This window comes from Mycolicibacterium psychrotolerans, from assembly GCF_010729305.1.
GTDB classification, from domain to species: domain Bacteria; phylum Actinomycetota; class Actinomycetes; order Mycobacteriales; family Mycobacteriaceae; genus Mycobacterium; species Mycobacterium psychrotolerans.
Genome location: NZ_AP022574.1, coordinates 3,412,555 through 3,428,914, shown reverse-complemented (window position 1 = coordinate 3,428,914; position 16,360 = coordinate 3,412,555). Strand labels below are relative to the sequence as shown.

Here is a 16,360-nt window from a genome sequence, read left to right as displayed (position 1 = left end):
TCAGCCGTGGCTGCGATTCCATTCGATCCAGCCGATACCCGTGCGTCCGTCGGCGGTCGCCACGGTCCCCCAGGCGCGCGGGAAACGGCTCAGCCGCCCGTCGGGCGACGTCAGCAGGACGGGCGCGTGCCCGACCACCGTGACCGTCGCCCCGAGGTCGCCGTAGAACACCTCCGCGGAGATGGGTAACTCGTTGTCCCATGCGGTATGCCGCGCGTCGACCCTCGCTAGCTCGACCAGCGGCTCGTCCGCGCGCTGCTCGTAGCCGACCGACAACGGCGGAGCTCCGGGGATGCGGATGTCGACCCCGTGCAGATGCGTCCCGTCGTCCAGGTGCAGAGCGCTCCACACCCAGTCCATGCTCCACCAGTCGCGCGAGGCCCACGAATGGTCGCGCTGCCCGGCCACCTCGGCGAAGGCATACGACTGTCCGTCCACGGTCACCGTGCCCGAGACCCGGCATGGGATCTCGTAGCGCGGAGACACCCGGTACTGGTACGGGGCGCCGACAGTCGTCCACGTCAGGTCCATGGTCAGTTCCACGGGCCGTCCGGCCTCGCCGCGCAGCAGTCCCCCCGGATCGTCATGGGCCTGCCCATGTCCGCGCAGCGAAACCCGGTACGCGGCAAGTGGTTCGACGACGTCCATGGCGAGCTCGCCGACGTCGGACCGCACGAGCGTGTGGTCCTCCGGCAGCGGAGCCTCGAAATCGAGCACCGCGATCGTCGGCATGTCCGGCCCGCACAGCAGGCCGTTGATCCAGGCGTGCCCCTGATTCGGGATGAGTCCGAGCCGGATCCAGCCACCGACACGCTGCCGCGCGTCGGCGAAATCGAAGTACCAGCTCTCGCTCCACAGCGGTTCGTCGGTCGGCGGGTGGCGGCCTTCGTCGGACGCTGCGGGCTGCAACGGCTCGGGCGTCGACGGCGGCGGCAGAAGGGACAGCGCGTCGGTGTCGAGCACGTGCTGGCAGTGCCGGGCGATCATCGCCATGAACATCTCGTCACCGCGCTCGGTCCGTTCGACGAGCATCGGTGACATGATCGCCATCAGCACGCCGAAGAAGGTCTGCCGCCGCACGCCCTCACGGACCTCGTCGAGGGTGACGCCGGAGCCGGGTCCCAGCGCGCCGTGGTAGGCGGCGAGCAACTCCTCGTGGCGGGCGCGACGTTGTTCGGTCGGCAGCGCGCACCCCAGGAAGTAGGCGACGTCGGTGAATGCCGGCCCCCAGGTGACCGTCTGCCAGTCCACCACGGTGAGCGGCCGATCAGCGCCGGCCTGCCCGAACAGCATGTTGTCGAGCCGGTAGTCACCATGCACGAGTCCGCCCCGGCCGCCGGCCGCGTCCTCGGCGGCGGTGTAGGAATCGAACGCGGCGACGAACCGCTCGCACACCTCGCGGTGTTCCGGCGCCACCTGGTCGCGGTAGCGGTCGATGAAACCGGCGTAGAGGGCACTCATCAACGCCTGGTTCACCGGAGACCCCCGGTTGATCCACGCCGCCCCCGCCAGCGCCTCGTCGCCCAGCAGGGGGCCGTGCACCAGCCCGAGCTGGCGCAGCGCCAGTTCCGCCTGTTCGGCGGTGGCACCGCGGATCTCGTCACCGACGGTCGCCGGCGCGGCATCGTCGAGCAGCAGATCGAAGACGCCGGTCGCGGGATCGTAGGCCGCGTGGTGACAGGGCGCGACGGGACCCGCGAGCCCCCGCGCGATATCGGTGTAGAAGCGGACCTCGCGTTCGTAGAGCCCCATCGCCAGGCCGGTCTGGCGGCTGCTCGGATCGGCCGCCGCCACCTTCAGCACCACCGACGCCGGCCCCTGCTCACCGTGGGCGTAGGTCAGGGTGACGCGATAGCACTCGCTCATCTGTCCGGTCCCGATGCGGGTCACGCTGAAGTCCGCGACCGTGCCGTGGCCCAGCGCGGCGGTGAGCCACTCGGCGGTCAGATCGGTGGGGCTTTCGATGAGCGGTGGACGCAGCGCAGACATGCGGTCAATGTAGAGCAGCCGACGCGGCCGGACGGGCACATCCGCCAAGAAAATTGACAGCCGTCAACTCCCCGCGGCACCTCCCCCCACCCCCGATTCGTCGCTCCCGCCGCACATCGCGCCGTCGACGACCAAGATGGATTGATGACCGACGCTCAGACCTCTCTCGCCTGGCCGCAGCTCCCGCTGGCCGACTGGCAGGACACCCGCGACACCGTCCACCTGTGGACCCAGATCGTCGGCAAAGTGCGCATGGCGGCGAGCGTCCACCTCAACCACTGGTGGGAAGTGCCGCTCTACGTGAACGCCAGCGGACTCACCACTTCACTCATCCCCTTTCCGCCGCGAGCGTTCGAGGTGACATTCGACTTCATCGAGCACCGTCTCCACATCCGCGTCACCGACGGCGAGCACAGGTCGATGGCGCTCGAACCGCGTTCCGTGGCGGACTTCTACGCCGAATTCCGCTATCTGCTCACCGAACTCGATCTCGACATCCCGATAGTCGGCACTCCGGTCGAGTTGCCCGAGGTCATCCCGTTCGCCGAGGACACCGCCCATGCGAGCTACGACGCGCAGGCGATGAACGCCTTCTGGCGCTCCCTGGTCAGCGCGAATCGGGCCTTCACCGCTTTCCGCGCCGACTTCCGCGGGAAGGTGAGTCCGGTGCACTTCTTCTGGGGCGCCTTCGATCTGGCTGTCACACGGTTCTCCGGCCGGGGCGCACCCCCGCATCCCGGCGGTGTACCGAACTGTCCGGACTCGGTGATGGTCGACGCCTACAGCGACGAGGTGTCCAGCGCCGGTTACTGGCCGGGCGGCGCCGACGAGGGCGTCTTCTACTCCTACGCCTATCCGCAGCCCGCCGGCTTCGAGCAGTGGGACGTCGCTCCCGATGCGGCGTACTTCGACACCGATCTGGGCGAGTACGTGCTGCCCTACCGCGCCGTGCGGACGGCGAGCGATCCCGACGCCACGCTCCTGAACTTCTTGCGCTCGACGGCAGAAGCCGCCCGCACGCTCGCCGAGTGGCCCTATCCGATCCCCGATCCGGCCTGAGCGCCCCATACCGTTGACAGGCAAGTAACGACTTGCCTATGGTCGAGGTGTGGGCGACGTCTTCAAGGCCTTGGCCGACCCCACGCGGCGCACCATCCTCGACGAGCTGACCGAGCGCGACGGTCAGACACTTTTCGAGATCCGCGCACGCCTGACGACACGGCACGGGCTCGGGTCGTCCCGTCAGGCGATCTCGCAGCACCTGGACGTGCTCGAGGCTGCGGGATTGGTCGAGACACGCCGCGACGGCAAGTACAAGTTCCACTACCTCAACACCGCACCGCTGCAACAGATCACGGCGCGGTGGCTCACCAACCGGGGAGAATCGGCATGAGAATCACCGTGACGAGCGTGCTCGTCGACGACCAGGACAAGGCGCTGCGCTTCTACACCGACGTGCTCGGCTTCCGACCAAAGCACGATGTGCCGATGGGGCCGCACCGGTGGATCACCGTCGTCTCTGCGGACAGTCCCGACGGCGTCGAGCTCGTGCTCGAACCCGACGAGCATCCCGCCGCCCGACCGTTCAAGGAGGCGTTGGTGGCGGACGGCATCCCGTTCACCGCCTTCGACGTCGACGACGTGGCGGCCGAATACGACCGGCTTCGCGCGCTCGGCGTGCGCTTCACCCAGCAGCCCACCGACATGGGGCCGGTCACCACGGCGGTGCTCGATGACACGTGTGGCAATCTGATCCAGATCCAGCACGTCAGCGGGTGAGACGCGCGGACCGAACGGGTATAGAGCGCGTCGTGAGACCGGAGGGTAGATGAAGGTACTGATCACCGGCGGCACCGGCTTCGTCGGCGCGTGGACCGCCAAGGCCGTGCAGGACGCCGGACACGACGTGCGCTTCCTGGTCCGCAACGCCGGCCGTCTGAGTACCAGTGCCGAGAAGATCGGCGTCGGCATCGGCGATCATGTGCTCGGTGACATCGCCGACGCCGAGAGCACCACGGCTGCGCTGGACGGCTGCGATGCCGTGATCCACTGCGCGGCAATGGTGTCCACCGATCCCAGCCGCGCCGACGAGATGCTGCACACCAATCTCGAAGGCGCCCGCAACGTGCTCGGCGCTGCCGTCGCCGCCGGGATCGACCCCATCGTGCACGTCTCCAGCTTCACCGCACTGTTCCGGCCGGACCTCGAGGTGCTGCACGCAGACCTGCCGGTGGTCGGCGGCAGCGACGGCTACGGCCGGTCCAAGGCGGCGGTCGAGGCGTACGCGCGCGGCCTGCAGGACGCCGGCGCGCCGGTGAACATCACCTATCCCGGCATGGTGCTCGGTCCGCCCGCCGGTGACCAGTTCGGCGAGGCCGCAGAAGGCGTTGAGGCGTCGGTGAAGATGCGCAGCGTGCCCGGCCGCGGGGCCGGCTGGATCGTCATCGACGTCCGCGACCTGGCCGCACTGCACGTCGCACTCCTCGAGCCCGGTCACGGGCCGCGCCGGTATATGGCCGGGGGACAACGTGTTTCGGTGGATCAGCTGGCCCAGATGATCGGCACCGCGGCGAACCGCACACTCGCGGTGGTCCCGGTACCCGACGTGGCGCTGCGCAGCGTCGGCCGCGTCTTCGACGTCGTGGGGCCGTTCCTGCCGTTCGAGACGCCGATCAACTCCGCCGCGATGCAGTACTACACACAGATGCCGACCTCCGACGACGCGCCGAGCGCCCGAGACTTCGGTCTGCACTGGCGCGACGCCGCCGAGACGATCGCCGACACCGTCGAGGGGCTGCGCGAGGTCGGCCGCCTCTAATCGCGGCGCAGTACGCCGTGGCACACGAGATCGGCCAGCTGCGCGGCCGCGGCATCGAGATCGGTCACCCTGCGGACGCACACGGCGTACCAGGCCGCGCCCGCGATCGCGTCCATCACGGTGTCGGCGTCCACCCCCGAACGAGCGTCGGCGGCATCGGCGAGCTGCGCCGCCAGCTGCCTGCGCGCTGCGGCTTCCAACCGGTCGTTGAGCAGCCTGCGCATCGCCGGCTCCATCCGCAGGTCATGGAGTAGCCCCGGAACCGCCTCGCGCACAACCGGATCGGCATACATCGCCAGGGCACCGCGGCACAGCCGGGCGATCTCGGCGCTCAGGTCCGCTTCACAGGGGTCGGGGCCCAGGTCGGGGAAAGCCGCCTCGTGGATGAGGTGGGCCTTGGTGCGCCACCGCCGATAGACGGCCGGACGGCTGACCTTGGCCGTCGCGGCGATCAGGTCGATCGACGTGCCCGCGTAGCCGCGGGTGACCAGCAGGGTGCGCGCAGCGTCGAGGACGGCGTCGTTGATCGCCGGATCGCGACGCGAGCCGTGGTGCCGGCGCCGGGGCGGCGATGCCCTGTCCACGAATGCGGCCCCTTCCGGGCGGTTTGTCGATACAGTCTGTCACAACACCAGTGGAGCGGGGCCGGAGTCGATGACGAGGACGCATAGGGAGCTGGCCGGGATCGGCGAGGACGGGCTGCACCTGTACACGTGCCCGCTCTGTGAGGCCATGTGCGGGCTGGAGATTCGGGTCGAACAGGGGCACGTCGCCGGGATCCGGCCTAACCGGCAGGACGTGTGGAGTCGCGGCCACATCTGCCCCAAAGGGGCGTCGCTGGGCGCGGTGCACGAGGACCTCGATCGCATCAGGCGGCCGATGATCAAGGTCGACGGCCAGTGGCAGGAAGTCGACTGGGACACCGCCTTCCGGCGATGCACCGAACTGCTGGCGCCGGTCATCGAGAAGTACGGGATCGGCGCCGTCACCGCCTACACCGGCAACCCACTCGCCCACTCGTTCTCGCTGGCGCGCTATGCCGGCATCCTTCTCGGACTCTCGGGCATGCCCATGACCTACTCGCCGGGCACCGTCGACCAGTGGCCGAAGAACCTGTCCTCGCACCTGATGTACGGCGGCTGGTGGAGCTTCCCGGTCCCTGACATCGAACGCACCGATCTGCTGGTCGTCATGGGCGCCAACCCCGCCGCATCCCAGGGCTCGCTGCTGGCCGCCCCGGATGTGATGGGTCTGATCGGCGCTGTTCGGCAGCGCGGCCGGGTGATCGTCGTCGACCCGGTGCGCACGGCCACCGCCGAGCGGGCCGACGAGTGGCTGCCCATCACCCCGGGCACCGATGCCGCGCTGCTGCTCGGCGTCGCCCACACACTGTTCGCCGAGAGGCTGGTCGACCTCGGGACGGTGGCGCCGCATCTCGACGGTGTCGACACCATCGCCGAGGTCGTCGCCGACTGGCCGCCCGAGCGGGTGGCCGAGGTGACGGGCATCGGCGCCGACCGCATCCGGGAACTCGCGCGCGAACTCGCCGCGACGCCCCGTGCCGTCGTCTACGGCCGCATCGGCACGTGCAACCAGGAATTCGGCAGCCTGGCGAGTTGGCTCGTCGACGTGGTGAACATCCTCACCGGCCACTTCGACGTGCCCGGCGGCGCGATGTTCCCCACTGCCGCGGCGTGGTCGGTGACGGTGCAACCCATCCCCGGCCTCGAAGACGGCGTCGCCGACTTCGGCCGGTACCGCACCCGGGTGCGCGGCGCCAAGGAGGTGCTCGGCCAGGTTCCGGTGTCCTGCCTGGCCGAGGAGATCGCGACTCCGGGCGAGGGCCAGATCAAGGCGCTCATCACGGTGGCCGGCAACCCGGTGCTGTCCACCCCGGGAGGCCACCGGCTCGACGAGGCGCTCGACGAGCTGGAGGCGATGATCTCGATCGACCTGTGGCTCAACGAGACAACGCGTCACGCCGATGTGATCCTGCCCGGCCCCTCCCCGCTCGAACAGCCCCACCATGACGACCTCATCCTCCATTTCGCGATCAACAGCGTCGCCAACTATTCGCCGCCGGTGTTCACCAAAGCCGAGCAGGACGCGCCCGACGAGTGGGAGATCCTGATCCGGTTGACCGGGTTGTGCACCGGGACACCGGCAGAGGACGTCGACGTCGCCGCGATCGACGACGGCTTCTTCGACTACCTGTGCTTCACGCAGGGGCTCGACGGCGCCGCCGTGCGTGCCCGCTACGACCACGGCGGACCGGAACGCACGCTCGACCTCACGCTGCGCACCGGTCCGTTCGGCGACCGGTACGGCGACAATCCCGACGGCCTGACGCTCGACAAGCTCAGGCAGTATCCCGACGGCATCAACTTCGGCCCGATGGTGCCGCGCGTTCCCGAGGTGCTCGGCACCAGCGACAGGAAGATCCGGCTGGCGCCTCCGTATCTGCTCGAGGATCTGCCGCGGCTGGCCCGCCGCCTCGATCGCGTAGCAGACGACCTCGTGCTGGTCAGCCGTCGTCACCTGCGCTCCAACAACTCCTGGCTGCACAACGTCGGGCCGTTGATGAAGGGCCGCGACCGCTGCACCCTGCTGATGCACCGCGAGGACGCGGGCCGGCGCGGCATCGCCGACGGCGACCGGGTGACGGTCACGTCCTCCGGCGGCTGCATCGAGGTTGCGGTGGAGGTGACCGATGCGATCAAACCGGGCGTGGTGTCGATGCCGCACGGCTGGGGCCACGGCAAGCCCGGCACTCGGCTGGGCGTCGCCAACCGCTCCCCCGGCGTCAACACCAACGTGCTCTCCCCACCGGACTTCCTCGACGAACCCTCGGGCAACGGCGCCCTCAACGGAATCCCGGTCGAGGTCAGGCCTGCGAGCTGACCAGACGCAGCCGCAGCGCTGCCGCCGTGGCCGGTCCGACGATACCGTCGACCCCCAGACCCGTTGTGCGCCGCTGGAATTCGCGGACCGCGGCCTCGGTATCCGGCCCGAATTCTCCGTTGATGTCGAGGGCACCGGCGTAGGCCGCGTAGGCGTATTTGAGGCGGCGCTGCAGTTCGGCCACCTGCGGGCCCGTCGAGCCCCGCTCCAGCAGCACGCCGGCGTAGCGATCGGTGGGCGCCGTAGGCCCCGACGGTGGCGTCTCGATCCGGGCCGCGATGTCCCGTCGCAAAATCCCCATGTCGATCGCGCCAGGATCCCACTTGCCCTGCGCACGTCCGGCGTACTCCTTGTGCCCGATCGTGCGGCCGGCGGGCTGGCCGAGGCGCCGGCAGATCGCGGCGCAACTGCCGAGCAGCGCGCCGTACTGCGCGTCCGGCCAGTTCCGGCGGTGCGGTGCCCACGGGCTGGTCCCGGTGTTCGCGCACTCGACGCCGATGGTGTGCCAGTTGCCCGTGTTGGCGGGCAGCCACGGGTAGCTCCCGGCGCCCGCGTGCCACGCCACGCCCGCGGCCACCACGGTCACGATGCCGTCGCGGGCGATGTGTAACTGCGACAGCGGCCCGGGCAGGCCGGGCCGGCCCAGCGCGATCGATTCCGCGGTCGCCGAATCCGACCCGGTGTGATGCACCATCACCCCCCGGATGTCGGAGAACACGCCGTGGCCGCGCCTGCGCCACCCCACCAGTTCGGCGACTTTGAGCCCTTCGGCCCGCAGCACGTCGGCGAGCCACACCGGGTAACCGCGCCACACACCCGGCACGAGGCGCCACCTCCGATCCACCTTGTGGTCGGTCCCCATGGAATCACGACGGGCCGACGTTTATCCGCCGCCGCTGCGGGTAAGGCGGTTCGGTGACGTCAGAACCCGAGGAAATCAACAGCACGCCGGTCGTCGCGCGCGACACACCCGCGTCGCGGCACGACGTCTGGGCTGTGATCGCCGACGGTTGGACCTACTCGCAGTGGGTGGTGGGCAACAGCCGGATGCGGGCTGTCGACGCCAACTGGCCGGAGCCCGGCAGCACGATTCACCACTCGATCGGGATCTGGCCGCTGGTGCTCAATGACAGCACCGTGGTCGAATCGTCCACGCCGGAGCGTGAACTGGTCCTGATCGCCAACGGTCGCCCGTTCGGCAAGGCCAGGATCACCCTGCGCCTGCAGGAACTCGACGGGGGCGGATGCCGGATCGAGATGGCCGAGGTGCCGGTGTCCCCCCCTTTGAGCTTGCTGCCCAAGCAGGTGGCGCTGGCGGTAGCGTTCCCCCGCAACCGTGAGACGACGTGGCGGTTGGCCGCGATGGCCGAGCGCCGCACCCACGATGACAGCTGAGCCGTCTCAGTCCGAAACTGCCGACGCGGTGGTCATCGGCGCCGGCCACAACGGACTGGTCGCCGCCGCACTGCTCGCCGACGCGGGGTGGGACGTGGTGGTGCTCGAGGCGCAGGACCGCCCCGGGGGCGCCGTCAAGAGCGCCGAACTGGTCCCGGGTTACGTCAGCGATCTCTACAGCGCGTTCTACCCCCTCTCGGTAGCGTCCCCTGCGCTGCACGGCCTGCAGCTCGAGGACCACGGGCTGCGGTGGAGCCATGCGCCCGCCGTCGTCGGGCACGCGCGCAGCGCGGACGACGACGACGCCCCGGTCCTCTACCGCGACCTAGCCCGCTCCGCGGCCGAACTCGACCGGTACCACCCGGGCGACGGGGACCGCTGGATCGCCGCGTTCGAGCAGTACCAGCGCATCAAGAAGCCACTGCTGGAGACGTTGTTCGCCCCGTTCCCTCCCGTGCGCGGTCCGGCGGGGCTGCTGCGCAGGCTCGGCACGGCCGATGCGCTGCGGCTGGCGCAACTGCTGCTGCTGCCTGCCGGTGAACTGGCACGACACCTGTTCGAGGGCGAGGCGGCGCGACTGCTGCTGCTCGGCAACGCCATGCACGCCGACGTACCCGTCGACGCTCCCGGCAGCGGCGTCATGGGCTACCTGCTGGTGATGCTGGGCCAGGACGGGGGCTTCCCCGTTCCCGTCGGCGGGGCGGGCGAGTTGACCGCCGCCCTGGTGCGCCGGGCCGAGGCGGCCGGCGCCCGAGTGGACTGCGGCCGCGAGGTCGACAGCATCGCCGTGCGCGGGCACCGAGCCACCGCGGTGAACCTCACCGACGGCACCGTCGTGCGGTGCCGACGGGCCGTCATCGCGAACACCTCTGCGCCGCAACTCTATCGGCGTCTGCTGCCACCCGACGTGCTGCCAGCAGGTCCGCGCCGGGACCTGGACCGCTTCGTGTGGGACACCCCGGTGCTCAAGATCAACTACGCGCTGGACGCCCCGATCCCCTGGCGGTCACGCAGCCTCGCCGGCGCAGGCACCGTGCACCTCGGCGCCGACCACGACGGGCTCATCCGCTGGATGGCCGATCTCAACACCGGCACCGTACCGTCGAACCCGTTCCTGCTGTTCGGCCAGATGACCACCGCGGATCCCAGCCGCTCCCCCGGCGGCACCGAGAGCGCCTGGGCCTACACGCATCTGCCGCGGGGACGCAGTGACGACCACTCCGCCGATCAGTTGGCCGAAGCGGTCGACGCGGTCCTGGAACGGCACGCGCCCGGCTTCTCCGGCCATCTCGTCGGCAAGGTGATCCAGCGGCCGTCCGACCTCGAGCACAGCGATGCGAACCTGCATGCCGGCGCCGTCAACGGCGGGACGTCACAGTTGTTCCAGCAGTTGGTGTTCCGGCCGATGCCCGGCCAGGGTGGCGCGCGGACGCCGCTCGACAACGTGTTCCTCGGCAGCGCCGGGGCGCCGCCCGGCGGTGGTGTGCACGGCGTCTGCGGCCGGAACGCCGCGCGAGCAGCACTGGCTGCCGACGGTCTACTGGGTTGGCCTCGCCGCCGTTTCAACCGCGCCGCGTCGCGGCTGCTCGTCGGCTGACGGTCACGCGCTTCGCCGCGGAATAGCATTTGCGGCTGCGATTTTCGACCGGGCGCGACCAGGAATGCTGTTCCGCGGGGGCCGTCACGACCGGCCGCGCTTCGGCGTCTGATTCGCCACCCCGTGGCGCAGCGGGGTGCTGGCCTCGGCGGCGGTGGACTGCTGCACCGGTGACCCGCCCGGGGTCGACTCGACGCCGGGCGCATTGCGCGGGTCACCGCCCGACGGCTCCGCACCGGCTTCCAGCTCACGCATCCGGGCATCCAAAATCTCGATGATCGGCACCCGCGCGGCGTGGCCGGCCTCGTGCACGAGCAGAGCCTCCACTTCGCTCTTGTCGAGAGAGCGCACGCGATGGAGGACATCGCCCAAGGCCATCTGGTCGAAGTCGGGCAACGGTAGATCAGTCATGGTGGGGTCCTCTCGTCCTACTCGACGACCGGGAACAGGGACTCGCCGTCCTCCGGAGCCCCGTCGATCTGTCCCTCGTGCACACCCGATTCCTGCGGCGCGGGGTCGGTGCCGGGAAGCGGTACGTCCGCATCGGCGACCTCGACCGCGTCGCGAAGGTCGATGTCACTCTCCCCGACATCGGGCACTTCCTCGGCGAGCCGGTCGTCGAGGCTCTCACCCTGGCGCTGCTCGTCTGCCGACATGCCGAATTTGTCCGCACCGGTCCAGTGCTCCGGCGGGTCGACCACCTCGTCGCCGTCGTCGTTGAGCACGTCGTCGGAGTCGGTGCCCTCCATCGGGCTGAGCATGTCGTCGGCCCCACCCAGATCGTTGGCGGTGGTTCCGGTGGCGTCATCGGTGCTCACCAGTGTCTCCTCTCGGTCGAACGGTCACCGAGAGCCATAGCCATCGCGGCTACGGCTAAACGCCCGCGCGACCGGTCACCTCCGCTTACGCCATGCCCGCACGCCGAGCGCTGCGGCCCCGATCCACGGCGCCGTGACCACGACCGGATCCATCCAGGCGTGTTTGACGTCGGAGCGTCGCCGGCGCAGCCGTGACCGCACTCCACCGTGCGTCACCTCGGCCCGAATCCCCGTTTCGCTGAGCGGGTTGTCCGGCTGCAACCTCACCAGCGCGGTGACGCGGTGTTCGGCGACGTCGACGCGATCGGCTCCGAGCAGCAGCAGCCAGTGCGCGGCACGGCCTTCGCTGAAGCGGTACGCCGCGCGCCGGATCGCGCCGGAGAGCCCCCGGAGCGGCTGCGCGGTGCCGAAGACCGGCGTCAGCACCCGGTGCTCGATGCTGCGCTCGCGCACCGTCGGCTCGGGTTGGCGCTCCGGGAAATCCCAGTGCGCGCCCGAGTCGAGGTCGTGGCGCAGCTTGGGCACCGACGGGCGGTCGGCGGGGTCGAGATCGGCTCCCCATCCCGGAATGGTCTTGCGCAGCCACGCGCTGTCTGTCGTCGGCGGGTGCGCGGCGGTGTAGACGGGCAGATTGTCGGCAGGTGTGCTCACGACGGCTCTCTCTCAGTGCGGGTCGACGACGACGATCGGTTTGATGCACTCGTCGAGTTTCGACGAGAACATGTGGTAGCCCTCGGCGATGTCTGCGAGTGGAATGCGGTGCGTGACAATGTCGCTGGGCTTGAAGTAACCCTGCTGCAGATGCTCGAGCAGTCGCGGCCACTGCCGCTTGACCGGGCACTGGTTGGCGTTGATGGTCAGACCCTTGTTCATCGCGTCGCCGAACTTGACCGCGCTGAACATCGGACCGTAGGCGCCGACCACCGAGACTGTTCCGCCTTTGCGGACGGAGTCGATGGCCCAGTTCAACGCGATCGGGGACCCGCCCTGCATTTTCATCTTGGTCGCGGTGACGTGCATGAGCAGGTTGCCGTCGGCCTCTGCGCCCACCGCGTCGATCACCACGTCGGCACCGAGATAGCCTGTCGCCTTCTTCATTTCGACGACGATGTCGTCGTACTCGACGAAGTTGTAGGTTTCGGCGTGCGCGAAGGTGCGCGCTTTCTCCAGCCGGTACTGGAGGTGGTCGACCACGATGACCCGCCCCGCACCCATCAGCCATGCCGACCTCGCGGCGAAGAGCCCGACCGCGCCGGCTCCGAAGACGATCACGGTGTCGCCCTCGACGATGTCGCCGAGCTGGGCGCCGAAGTATCCGGTGGGCAGCGCGTCGGTGAGCAGCACCGCGTCGTCGTCGTCGAGCCAGTCGGGAATCGGGACGGGGCCCACGTCGGCGAACGGCACGCGCACGAATTCGGCCTGGCCGCCGTCGTAGCCGCCGCAGGTGTGGGAGTACCCGTAGATGCCGCCGACGGCGGTCGCGTTGGGGTTGACGTTGTGGCAGTTGGAGTACAACCCGCGAGCGCAGAAGTAACACGACCCGCAGAAGATGTTGAACGGCACCATCACCCGGTCCCCCACGCTGAGGTTCTGCACCGACGAGCCGACCTCGTGCACCACTCCGATGAACTCGTGGCCGAACGTGTGGCCGACGCGGGTGTCGGGCATCAGCCCGTGGTAGAGGTGCAGATCGGACCCGCAGATCGCGGCGCGCTGGACGCGCACGATGGCATCGCCGGGATGCTCGATCCTCGGAATGTCCTTGTCTTCTATGCGGATCTTGTAAGGACCGCGGTAGGTCATGGCCAACACGTGCGTCTCCGTTCGGTCGACGTTCGGGTGGGCCGGGGTGCCGCGCCGCCCGCAGCGGCGCCCCGGCCCGTCGGGGTGAGCTCGGGGTGAACTAGGTCTTGTCCGGATCGATGGCGTCCTTGAGCTTGCCCATCACGCCCTTCTCCGTGCCGAAGGCGGGAGTGCGCGGCTCGCCCATTCCGCCGTCATAGGTGCAGTAGAGCTTCGGGTCCGGTGGCGGCCCGGACTGCAGGTCGCCCAGCGGTTGCGGATCGGCGAGGAACTTGCCCGTGTGCCGACCGTCGGGCAACGGGCCGTGCGCCCAGCGACCCTTGTCGGCGTCGGCGCCGTCGGACAGGTGCCACAGCGTGCTGGCATGCTCCTCGAACTCTTCGTCGAACAGATCGTTGGGTGCCACCACGCCCTCCAAGCCGTCGGCTTGCAACTCCTCGATCGCCGCCAGCCACATGTTCTGGTGATAGGTGTCGCGAGCCAGGTTGAACTTGAGCATGGCCTTGACGCCGGGGTCGTCGGTCATGTGCCACAGCCGGGCGGTCTGCACGCGGCCCTGCGCCTCGGCGGCGACGTTGGCGTAGAAGTCCGCCAACAGGTTTCCCGAGGCGACGATGAATTTGCCGTTCCACGGCGAGCCCTGGCTGTCGGACAGTGTGGGCGCGCCGCCGGACATGATGGCCTGCTGCGGATCCATGCCGCCCATCACCGCGGCGACCACCGGGTCGCCCAGGGCGTTCTCGGTGGCGTCGGTGGCGGGTGCACCCTCGAGCAGTCGGGCGCACATCGTCGCGATCATCTCGACGTGGCCGATCTCCTCGGTCGCCACGTCCATGATCAGGTCCTTGTACTTGCCCTTCATCCGACAGTTCCAGCCCTGCATGAGGTACTGCATCGTCACGGTCATCTCGCCGAACGCCCCCCCGAGGAGCTCCTGAAGCTTGCGGGCGTAGACCGGATCGGGCTTCTCGGGCTTGACGTCGAACTGCAGATAATCGGTGTGTCGGAACATGAATCGACTCCAGATCGAAAGCGTGAACACGGGGCAACCGGCCGGTGGGTGAATGGCGGCTCAACCGGCGGTACGGGCGAGATACCCGCACAGGGCGCCCTAAACCGGAAAGTACGGCGCGATCTCGAATCCGGGCGGAGGTTTGTGGCGGCAGGGCTCGGGTATCGGCTGCGCACCGACTACTTCGATGCGAGGCCGCCCGATGAAGTCCACCCTCCCGCGTCCTCTGCTGATCCCGGCGGCCGGCCACACCGTGCCGCCCATGACCTCGACGCTGCAGGCGCTGGCGCACCGATGCGCGTCGTTGATCCCGGGCACCGCCGGTTGCGGGATGACGCTCCTGACTGCCGATGGTCGCCGGATCACGTCGGTGGCCACCGACCGCGTCGCCGAACGGCTCAACGCCTTGCACGACGTGAACCCGCAGAACCCCTGTGCCAGTGCGTGGATGCACGACACCGTGCGCCGGGCGCACTCGTCGGTGACCCGGTTGGGCTGGGCTCCGTGGATGGCGAGCGCGCAAGGGATGGGCGTGCGGTCCGTGCTCGCCGCGCCGCTGTGCACGCCGCGCCGCCGGCTCGGTTGGGTGTTCGTCTACTCGACCCGCGCCGATTCCTACCGGCACGGCCATGGACGGCTGCTGACCACGTTCGCCGCCGCCGCCGCCCACAGGGTCGACCGCTGCCAGAATCCGCACGGCCTACCCGGATGATCGGCGGCTTCGCTACGGTCAGGGCATGCACCCGTTCCGTCAAGCCGTCGAAGCCCGCGACGCAGCCGCCATGGAGGCGCTGCTCGCCGACGACGTCGTGTTCACCAGCCCCGTCGCCTTCAAGCCCTACCCGGGCAAGCCGATCACCGCGGCCATCCTGCGCGCGGTGATGCGGGTGTTCGAGGACTTCCGCTACATCCGTGAGATCGCCGACGCCGACGGCCGTGACCACGCGCTCGTCTTCGAGGCGACGGTCGCCGGCAAGAAAGTCACCGGCTGCGACTTCCTGCATGTCGACGACGACGGCCTGATCGACGACTTCATGGTGATGGTGCGACCGCTGTCGGGCGCCACCGCACTGGCCGACGCCATGGGCGCGCAGTTCGACCGCATCCAGCAGGAGGCCCTGCAGGCGGGCCCGGCGCCGGCCTGAAGGGTGCTCCCCCAGGCGGCCCGGCCGGTCAGGACCTGAGGAACTCCAGCAGGTCGGCGTTGATGACGTCCGCGTGTGTGGTCGGCATGCCGTGCGGAAAGCCCTTGTAGGTCTTGAGGATTCCGTTCGGCAGCAGCTCGGCGGACAGAGGACCGGCATCGGCATAGGGCACGATCTGATCGTCGTCGCCGTGCATCACCAGGACGGGGAGCCGGATCTTCTCGAGGTCTTCGGTGAAATCGGTCTGGGAGAATGCCACCACACCGTCGTAGTGCGCCTTGGCGCCGCCCATCATGCCCTGCCGCCACCAGTTCGCGATGACCCCTTCCACGGGTTCGACGCCGTCGCGGTTGAAGCCGTAGAACGGCCCCTCGGGGACTGCGCGGTAGAACGCGGACCGGTTGGTCGCCACCTGCGTCTGGAAGTCGTCGAACACCGCCTTGGGCAGCCCGCCCGGGTTGGTCTCGGTCTGCACCATCAGCGGCGGTACCGCCGCGATCAGCGCGGCCTTGGCGGCGCGCTCCTCGCCGTGGCGCGCCAGATAGCGCACGACCTCGCCGCCACCGGTGGAGTGCCCCACATGCACGGCGTCGCGCAGGTCGAGGTGTGCGACGACAGCGGCGAGGTCGTCGGCGTAGTGGTCCATGTCGTGGCCGTCGGCCACCTGCTCCGAGCGGCCGTGCCCCCGCCGGTCGTGCGCGACCACCCGGTAACCCTGACCGAGGAAGAACATCAGCTGGGCGTCCCAGTCGTCCGCCGACAGCGGCCAGCCGTGGCTGAACACGATCGGCTGTCCTGAACCCCAATCCTTGTAGTAGATCTGGACGCCATCGCTGGTGGTGATTGTCGGCATGAGAGGACAAACTACTCCGCATCCGCGGG

Annotated in this window: 18 protein-coding genes; 9 read left to right on the top strand and 9 right to left on the bottom strand. The window is 69.4% G+C overall.

The window, feature by feature from the left end; all coding sequences use genetic code 11:
• Positions 1-1,989, bottom strand: coding sequence for a DUF7064 domain-containing protein (locus G6N45_RS16775; RefSeq protein ID WP_163723279.1), 1,989 nt, complete (start codon positions 1,987-1,989; stop codon positions 1-3).
• A gap of 144 nt (positions 1,990-2,133) precedes the next feature.
• Between G6N45_RS16775 and G6N45_RS16770 the strand changes: the two genes are divergently transcribed.
• Genes G6N45_RS16770 through G6N45_RS16755 form a run of 4 tightly spaced genes read left to right on the top strand, consistent with a single transcriptional unit; the run spans position 2,134 to position 4,807 of the window.
• Positions 2,134-3,048, top strand: coding sequence for a DUF5996 family protein (locus G6N45_RS16770; RefSeq protein WP_163723278.1), 915 nt, complete (start codon positions 2,134-2,136; stop codon positions 3,046-3,048).
• A gap of 49 nt (positions 3,049-3,097) precedes the next feature.
• The gene (locus G6N45_RS16765; protein ID WP_057148030.1) at positions 3,098-3,382 is read left to right on the top strand and encodes an ArsR/SmtB family transcription factor; all 285 of its coding nucleotides are present in this window, start codon (positions 3,098-3,100) and stop codon (positions 3,380-3,382) included.
• Positions 3,379-3,768 carry a VOC family protein gene (locus G6N45_RS16760; RefSeq protein WP_163723277.1) on the top strand — a complete coding sequence of 130 codons (390 nt, stop codon included), beginning with the start codon at positions 3,379-3,381 and terminating at the stop codon, positions 3,766-3,768. Before G6N45_RS16765 ends, G6N45_RS16760 begins: the two co-directional genes overlap by 4 nt.
• A 49-nt stretch (positions 3,769-3,817) precedes the next feature.
• Positions 3,818-4,807, top strand: a complete 990-nt coding sequence (locus G6N45_RS16755; protein ID WP_163723276.1) for an SDR family NAD(P)-dependent oxidoreductase — start codon at positions 3,818-3,820, stop codon at positions 4,805-4,807.
• On the opposite strand, the gene G6N45_RS16750 is transcribed toward G6N45_RS16755, so the two are convergent.
• Positions 4,804-5,391 (bottom strand): TetR/AcrR family transcriptional regulator, encoded by a 588-nt coding sequence (locus G6N45_RS16750; RefSeq protein WP_163723275.1) that lies wholly within the window; start codon positions 5,389-5,391, stop codon positions 4,804-4,806. The genes G6N45_RS16755 and G6N45_RS16750 overlap by 4 nt on opposite strands.
• Positions 5,392-5,461: 70 nt before the next feature.
• Here G6N45_RS16750 and G6N45_RS16745 point away from each other — a divergent pair, with 70 nt between their 5' ends.
• Positions 5,462-7,708, top strand: coding sequence for a molybdopterin-dependent oxidoreductase (locus tag G6N45_RS16745; protein WP_163723274.1), 2,247 nt, complete (start codon positions 5,462-5,464; stop codon positions 7,706-7,708).
• On the opposite strand, the gene G6N45_RS16740 is transcribed toward G6N45_RS16745, so the two are convergent.
• On the bottom strand, positions 7,692-8,531 hold the full coding sequence (locus G6N45_RS16740) for a peptidoglycan recognition protein family protein (protein ID WP_179965191.1): 840 nt from the start codon (positions 8,529-8,531) through the stop codon (positions 7,692-7,694). The two genes, G6N45_RS16745 and G6N45_RS16740, sit on opposite strands and share 17 nt — an antisense overlap.
• Before the next feature lie 92 nt (positions 8,532-8,623).
• Here G6N45_RS16740 and G6N45_RS16735 point away from each other — a divergent pair, with 92 nt between their 5' ends.
• Positions 8,624-9,103 (top strand): SRPBCC family protein, encoded by a 480-nt coding sequence (locus tag G6N45_RS16735; RefSeq protein ID WP_163723272.1) that lies wholly within the window; start codon positions 8,624-8,626, stop codon positions 9,101-9,103.
• The gene (locus G6N45_RS16730; protein WP_163723271.1) at positions 9,093-10,700 is read left to right on the top strand and encodes a phytoene desaturase family protein; all 1,608 of its coding nucleotides are present in this window, start codon (positions 9,093-9,095) and stop codon (positions 10,698-10,700) included. Before G6N45_RS16735 ends, G6N45_RS16730 begins: the two co-directional genes overlap by 11 nt.
• A gap of 84 nt (positions 10,701-10,784) precedes the next feature.
• On the opposite strand, the gene G6N45_RS16725 is transcribed toward G6N45_RS16730, so the two are convergent.
• The 5 genes from G6N45_RS16725 to G6N45_RS16705 form a co-directional block, all read right to left on the bottom strand.
• Positions 10,785-11,111 (bottom strand): DUF8129 domain-containing protein, encoded by a 327-nt coding sequence (locus G6N45_RS16725; protein WP_163723270.1) that lies wholly within the window; start codon positions 11,109-11,111, stop codon positions 10,785-10,787.
• Between the two features lie 17 nt (positions 11,112-11,128).
• Positions 11,129-11,461 (bottom strand): hypothetical protein, encoded by a 333-nt coding sequence (locus tag G6N45_RS16720; protein ID WP_179965378.1) that lies wholly within the window; start codon positions 11,459-11,461, stop codon positions 11,129-11,131.
• A gap of 132 nt (positions 11,462-11,593) precedes the next feature.
• Positions 11,594-12,169, bottom strand: coding sequence for a hypothetical protein (locus G6N45_RS16715; protein WP_163723268.1), 576 nt, complete (start codon positions 12,167-12,169; stop codon positions 11,594-11,596).
• Positions 12,170-12,181: 12 nt separating this feature from the next.
• A complete protein-coding gene (locus G6N45_RS16710) occupies positions 12,182-13,321 on the bottom strand; it encodes a zinc-dependent alcohol dehydrogenase (protein WP_275997022.1) in 1,140 nt (379 codons plus the stop codon).
• Between the two features lie 100 nt (positions 13,322-13,421).
• The gene (locus G6N45_RS16705) at positions 13,422-14,333 is read right to left on the bottom strand and encodes a manganese catalase (RefSeq protein WP_163723266.1); all 912 of its coding nucleotides are present in this window, start codon (positions 14,331-14,333) and stop codon (positions 13,422-13,424) included.
• Positions 14,334-14,535: 202 nt separating this feature from the next.
• Between G6N45_RS16705 and G6N45_RS16700 the strand changes: the two genes are divergently transcribed.
• Both G6N45_RS16700 and G6N45_RS16695 read left to right on the top strand, forming a co-directional pair.
• Positions 14,536-15,045: a GAF domain-containing protein gene (locus G6N45_RS16700; protein WP_163723265.1), complete on the top strand. Its 510-nt coding sequence runs from the start codon at positions 14,536-14,538 to the stop codon at positions 15,043-15,045.
• A gap of 25 nt (positions 15,046-15,070) precedes the next feature.
• Positions 15,071-15,478 (top strand): nuclear transport factor 2 family protein, encoded by a 408-nt coding sequence (locus G6N45_RS16695; protein WP_163723264.1) that lies wholly within the window; start codon positions 15,071-15,073, stop codon positions 15,476-15,478.
• A gap of 28 nt (positions 15,479-15,506) precedes the next feature.
• On the opposite strand, the gene G6N45_RS16690 is transcribed toward G6N45_RS16695, so the two are convergent.
• On the bottom strand, positions 15,507-16,331 hold the full coding sequence (locus G6N45_RS16690) for an alpha/beta fold hydrolase (RefSeq protein WP_163723263.1): 825 nt from the start codon (positions 16,329-16,331) through the stop codon (positions 15,507-15,509).
• Positions 16,332-16,360 lie beyond the last annotated feature (29 nt).

What these genes read in the sequence shown, in the direction of transcription:
- G6N45_RS16775 (WP_163723279.1), bottom strand. Translation starts at nt 1,989, where the DNA reads ATGTCTGCGCTGCGTCCACCGCTCATCGAAAGCCCCACCGATCTGACC.
- G6N45_RS16770 (WP_163723278.1), top strand. Translation starts at nt 2,134, where the DNA reads ATGACCGACGCTCAGACCTCTCTCGCCTGGCCGCAGCTCCCGCTGGCC.
- G6N45_RS16760 (WP_163723277.1), top strand. Translation starts at nt 3,379, where the DNA reads ATGAGAATCACCGTGACGAGCGTGCTCGTCGACGACCAGGACAAGGCG.
- G6N45_RS16755 (WP_163723276.1), top strand. Translation starts at nt 3,818, where the DNA reads ATGAAGGTACTGATCACCGGCGGCACCGGCTTCGTCGGCGCGTGGACC.
- G6N45_RS16745 (WP_163723274.1), top strand. Translation starts at nt 5,462, where the DNA reads ATGACGAGGACGCATAGGGAGCTGGCCGGGATCGGCGAGGACGGGCTG.
- G6N45_RS16730 (WP_163723271.1), top strand. Translation starts at nt 9,093, where the DNA reads ATGACAGCTGAGCCGTCTCAGTCCGAAACTGCCGACGCGGTGGTCATC.
- G6N45_RS16725 (WP_163723270.1), bottom strand. Translation starts at nt 11,111, where the DNA reads ATGACTGATCTACCGTTGCCCGACTTCGACCAGATGGCCTTGGGCGAT.
- G6N45_RS16720 (WP_179965378.1), bottom strand. Translation starts at nt 11,461, where the DNA reads ATGCTCAGCCCGATGGAGGGCACCGACTCCGACGACGTGCTCAACGAC.
- G6N45_RS16710 (WP_275997022.1), bottom strand. Translation starts at nt 13,321, where the DNA reads ATGACCTACCGCGGTCCTTACAAGATCCGCATAGAAGACAAGGACATT.
- G6N45_RS16705 (WP_163723266.1), bottom strand. Translation starts at nt 14,333, where the DNA reads ATGTTCCGACACACCGATTATCTGCAGTTCGACGTCAAGCCCGAGAAG.
- G6N45_RS16700 (WP_163723265.1), top strand. Translation starts at nt 14,536, where the DNA reads ATGAAGTCCACCCTCCCGCGTCCTCTGCTGATCCCGGCGGCCGGCCAC.
- G6N45_RS16695 (WP_163723264.1), top strand. Translation starts at nt 15,071, where the DNA reads ATGCACCCGTTCCGTCAAGCCGTCGAAGCCCGCGACGCAGCCGCCATG.
- G6N45_RS16690 (WP_163723263.1), bottom strand. Translation starts at nt 16,331, where the DNA reads ATGCCGACAATCACCACCAGCGATGGCGTCCAGATCTACTACAAGGAT.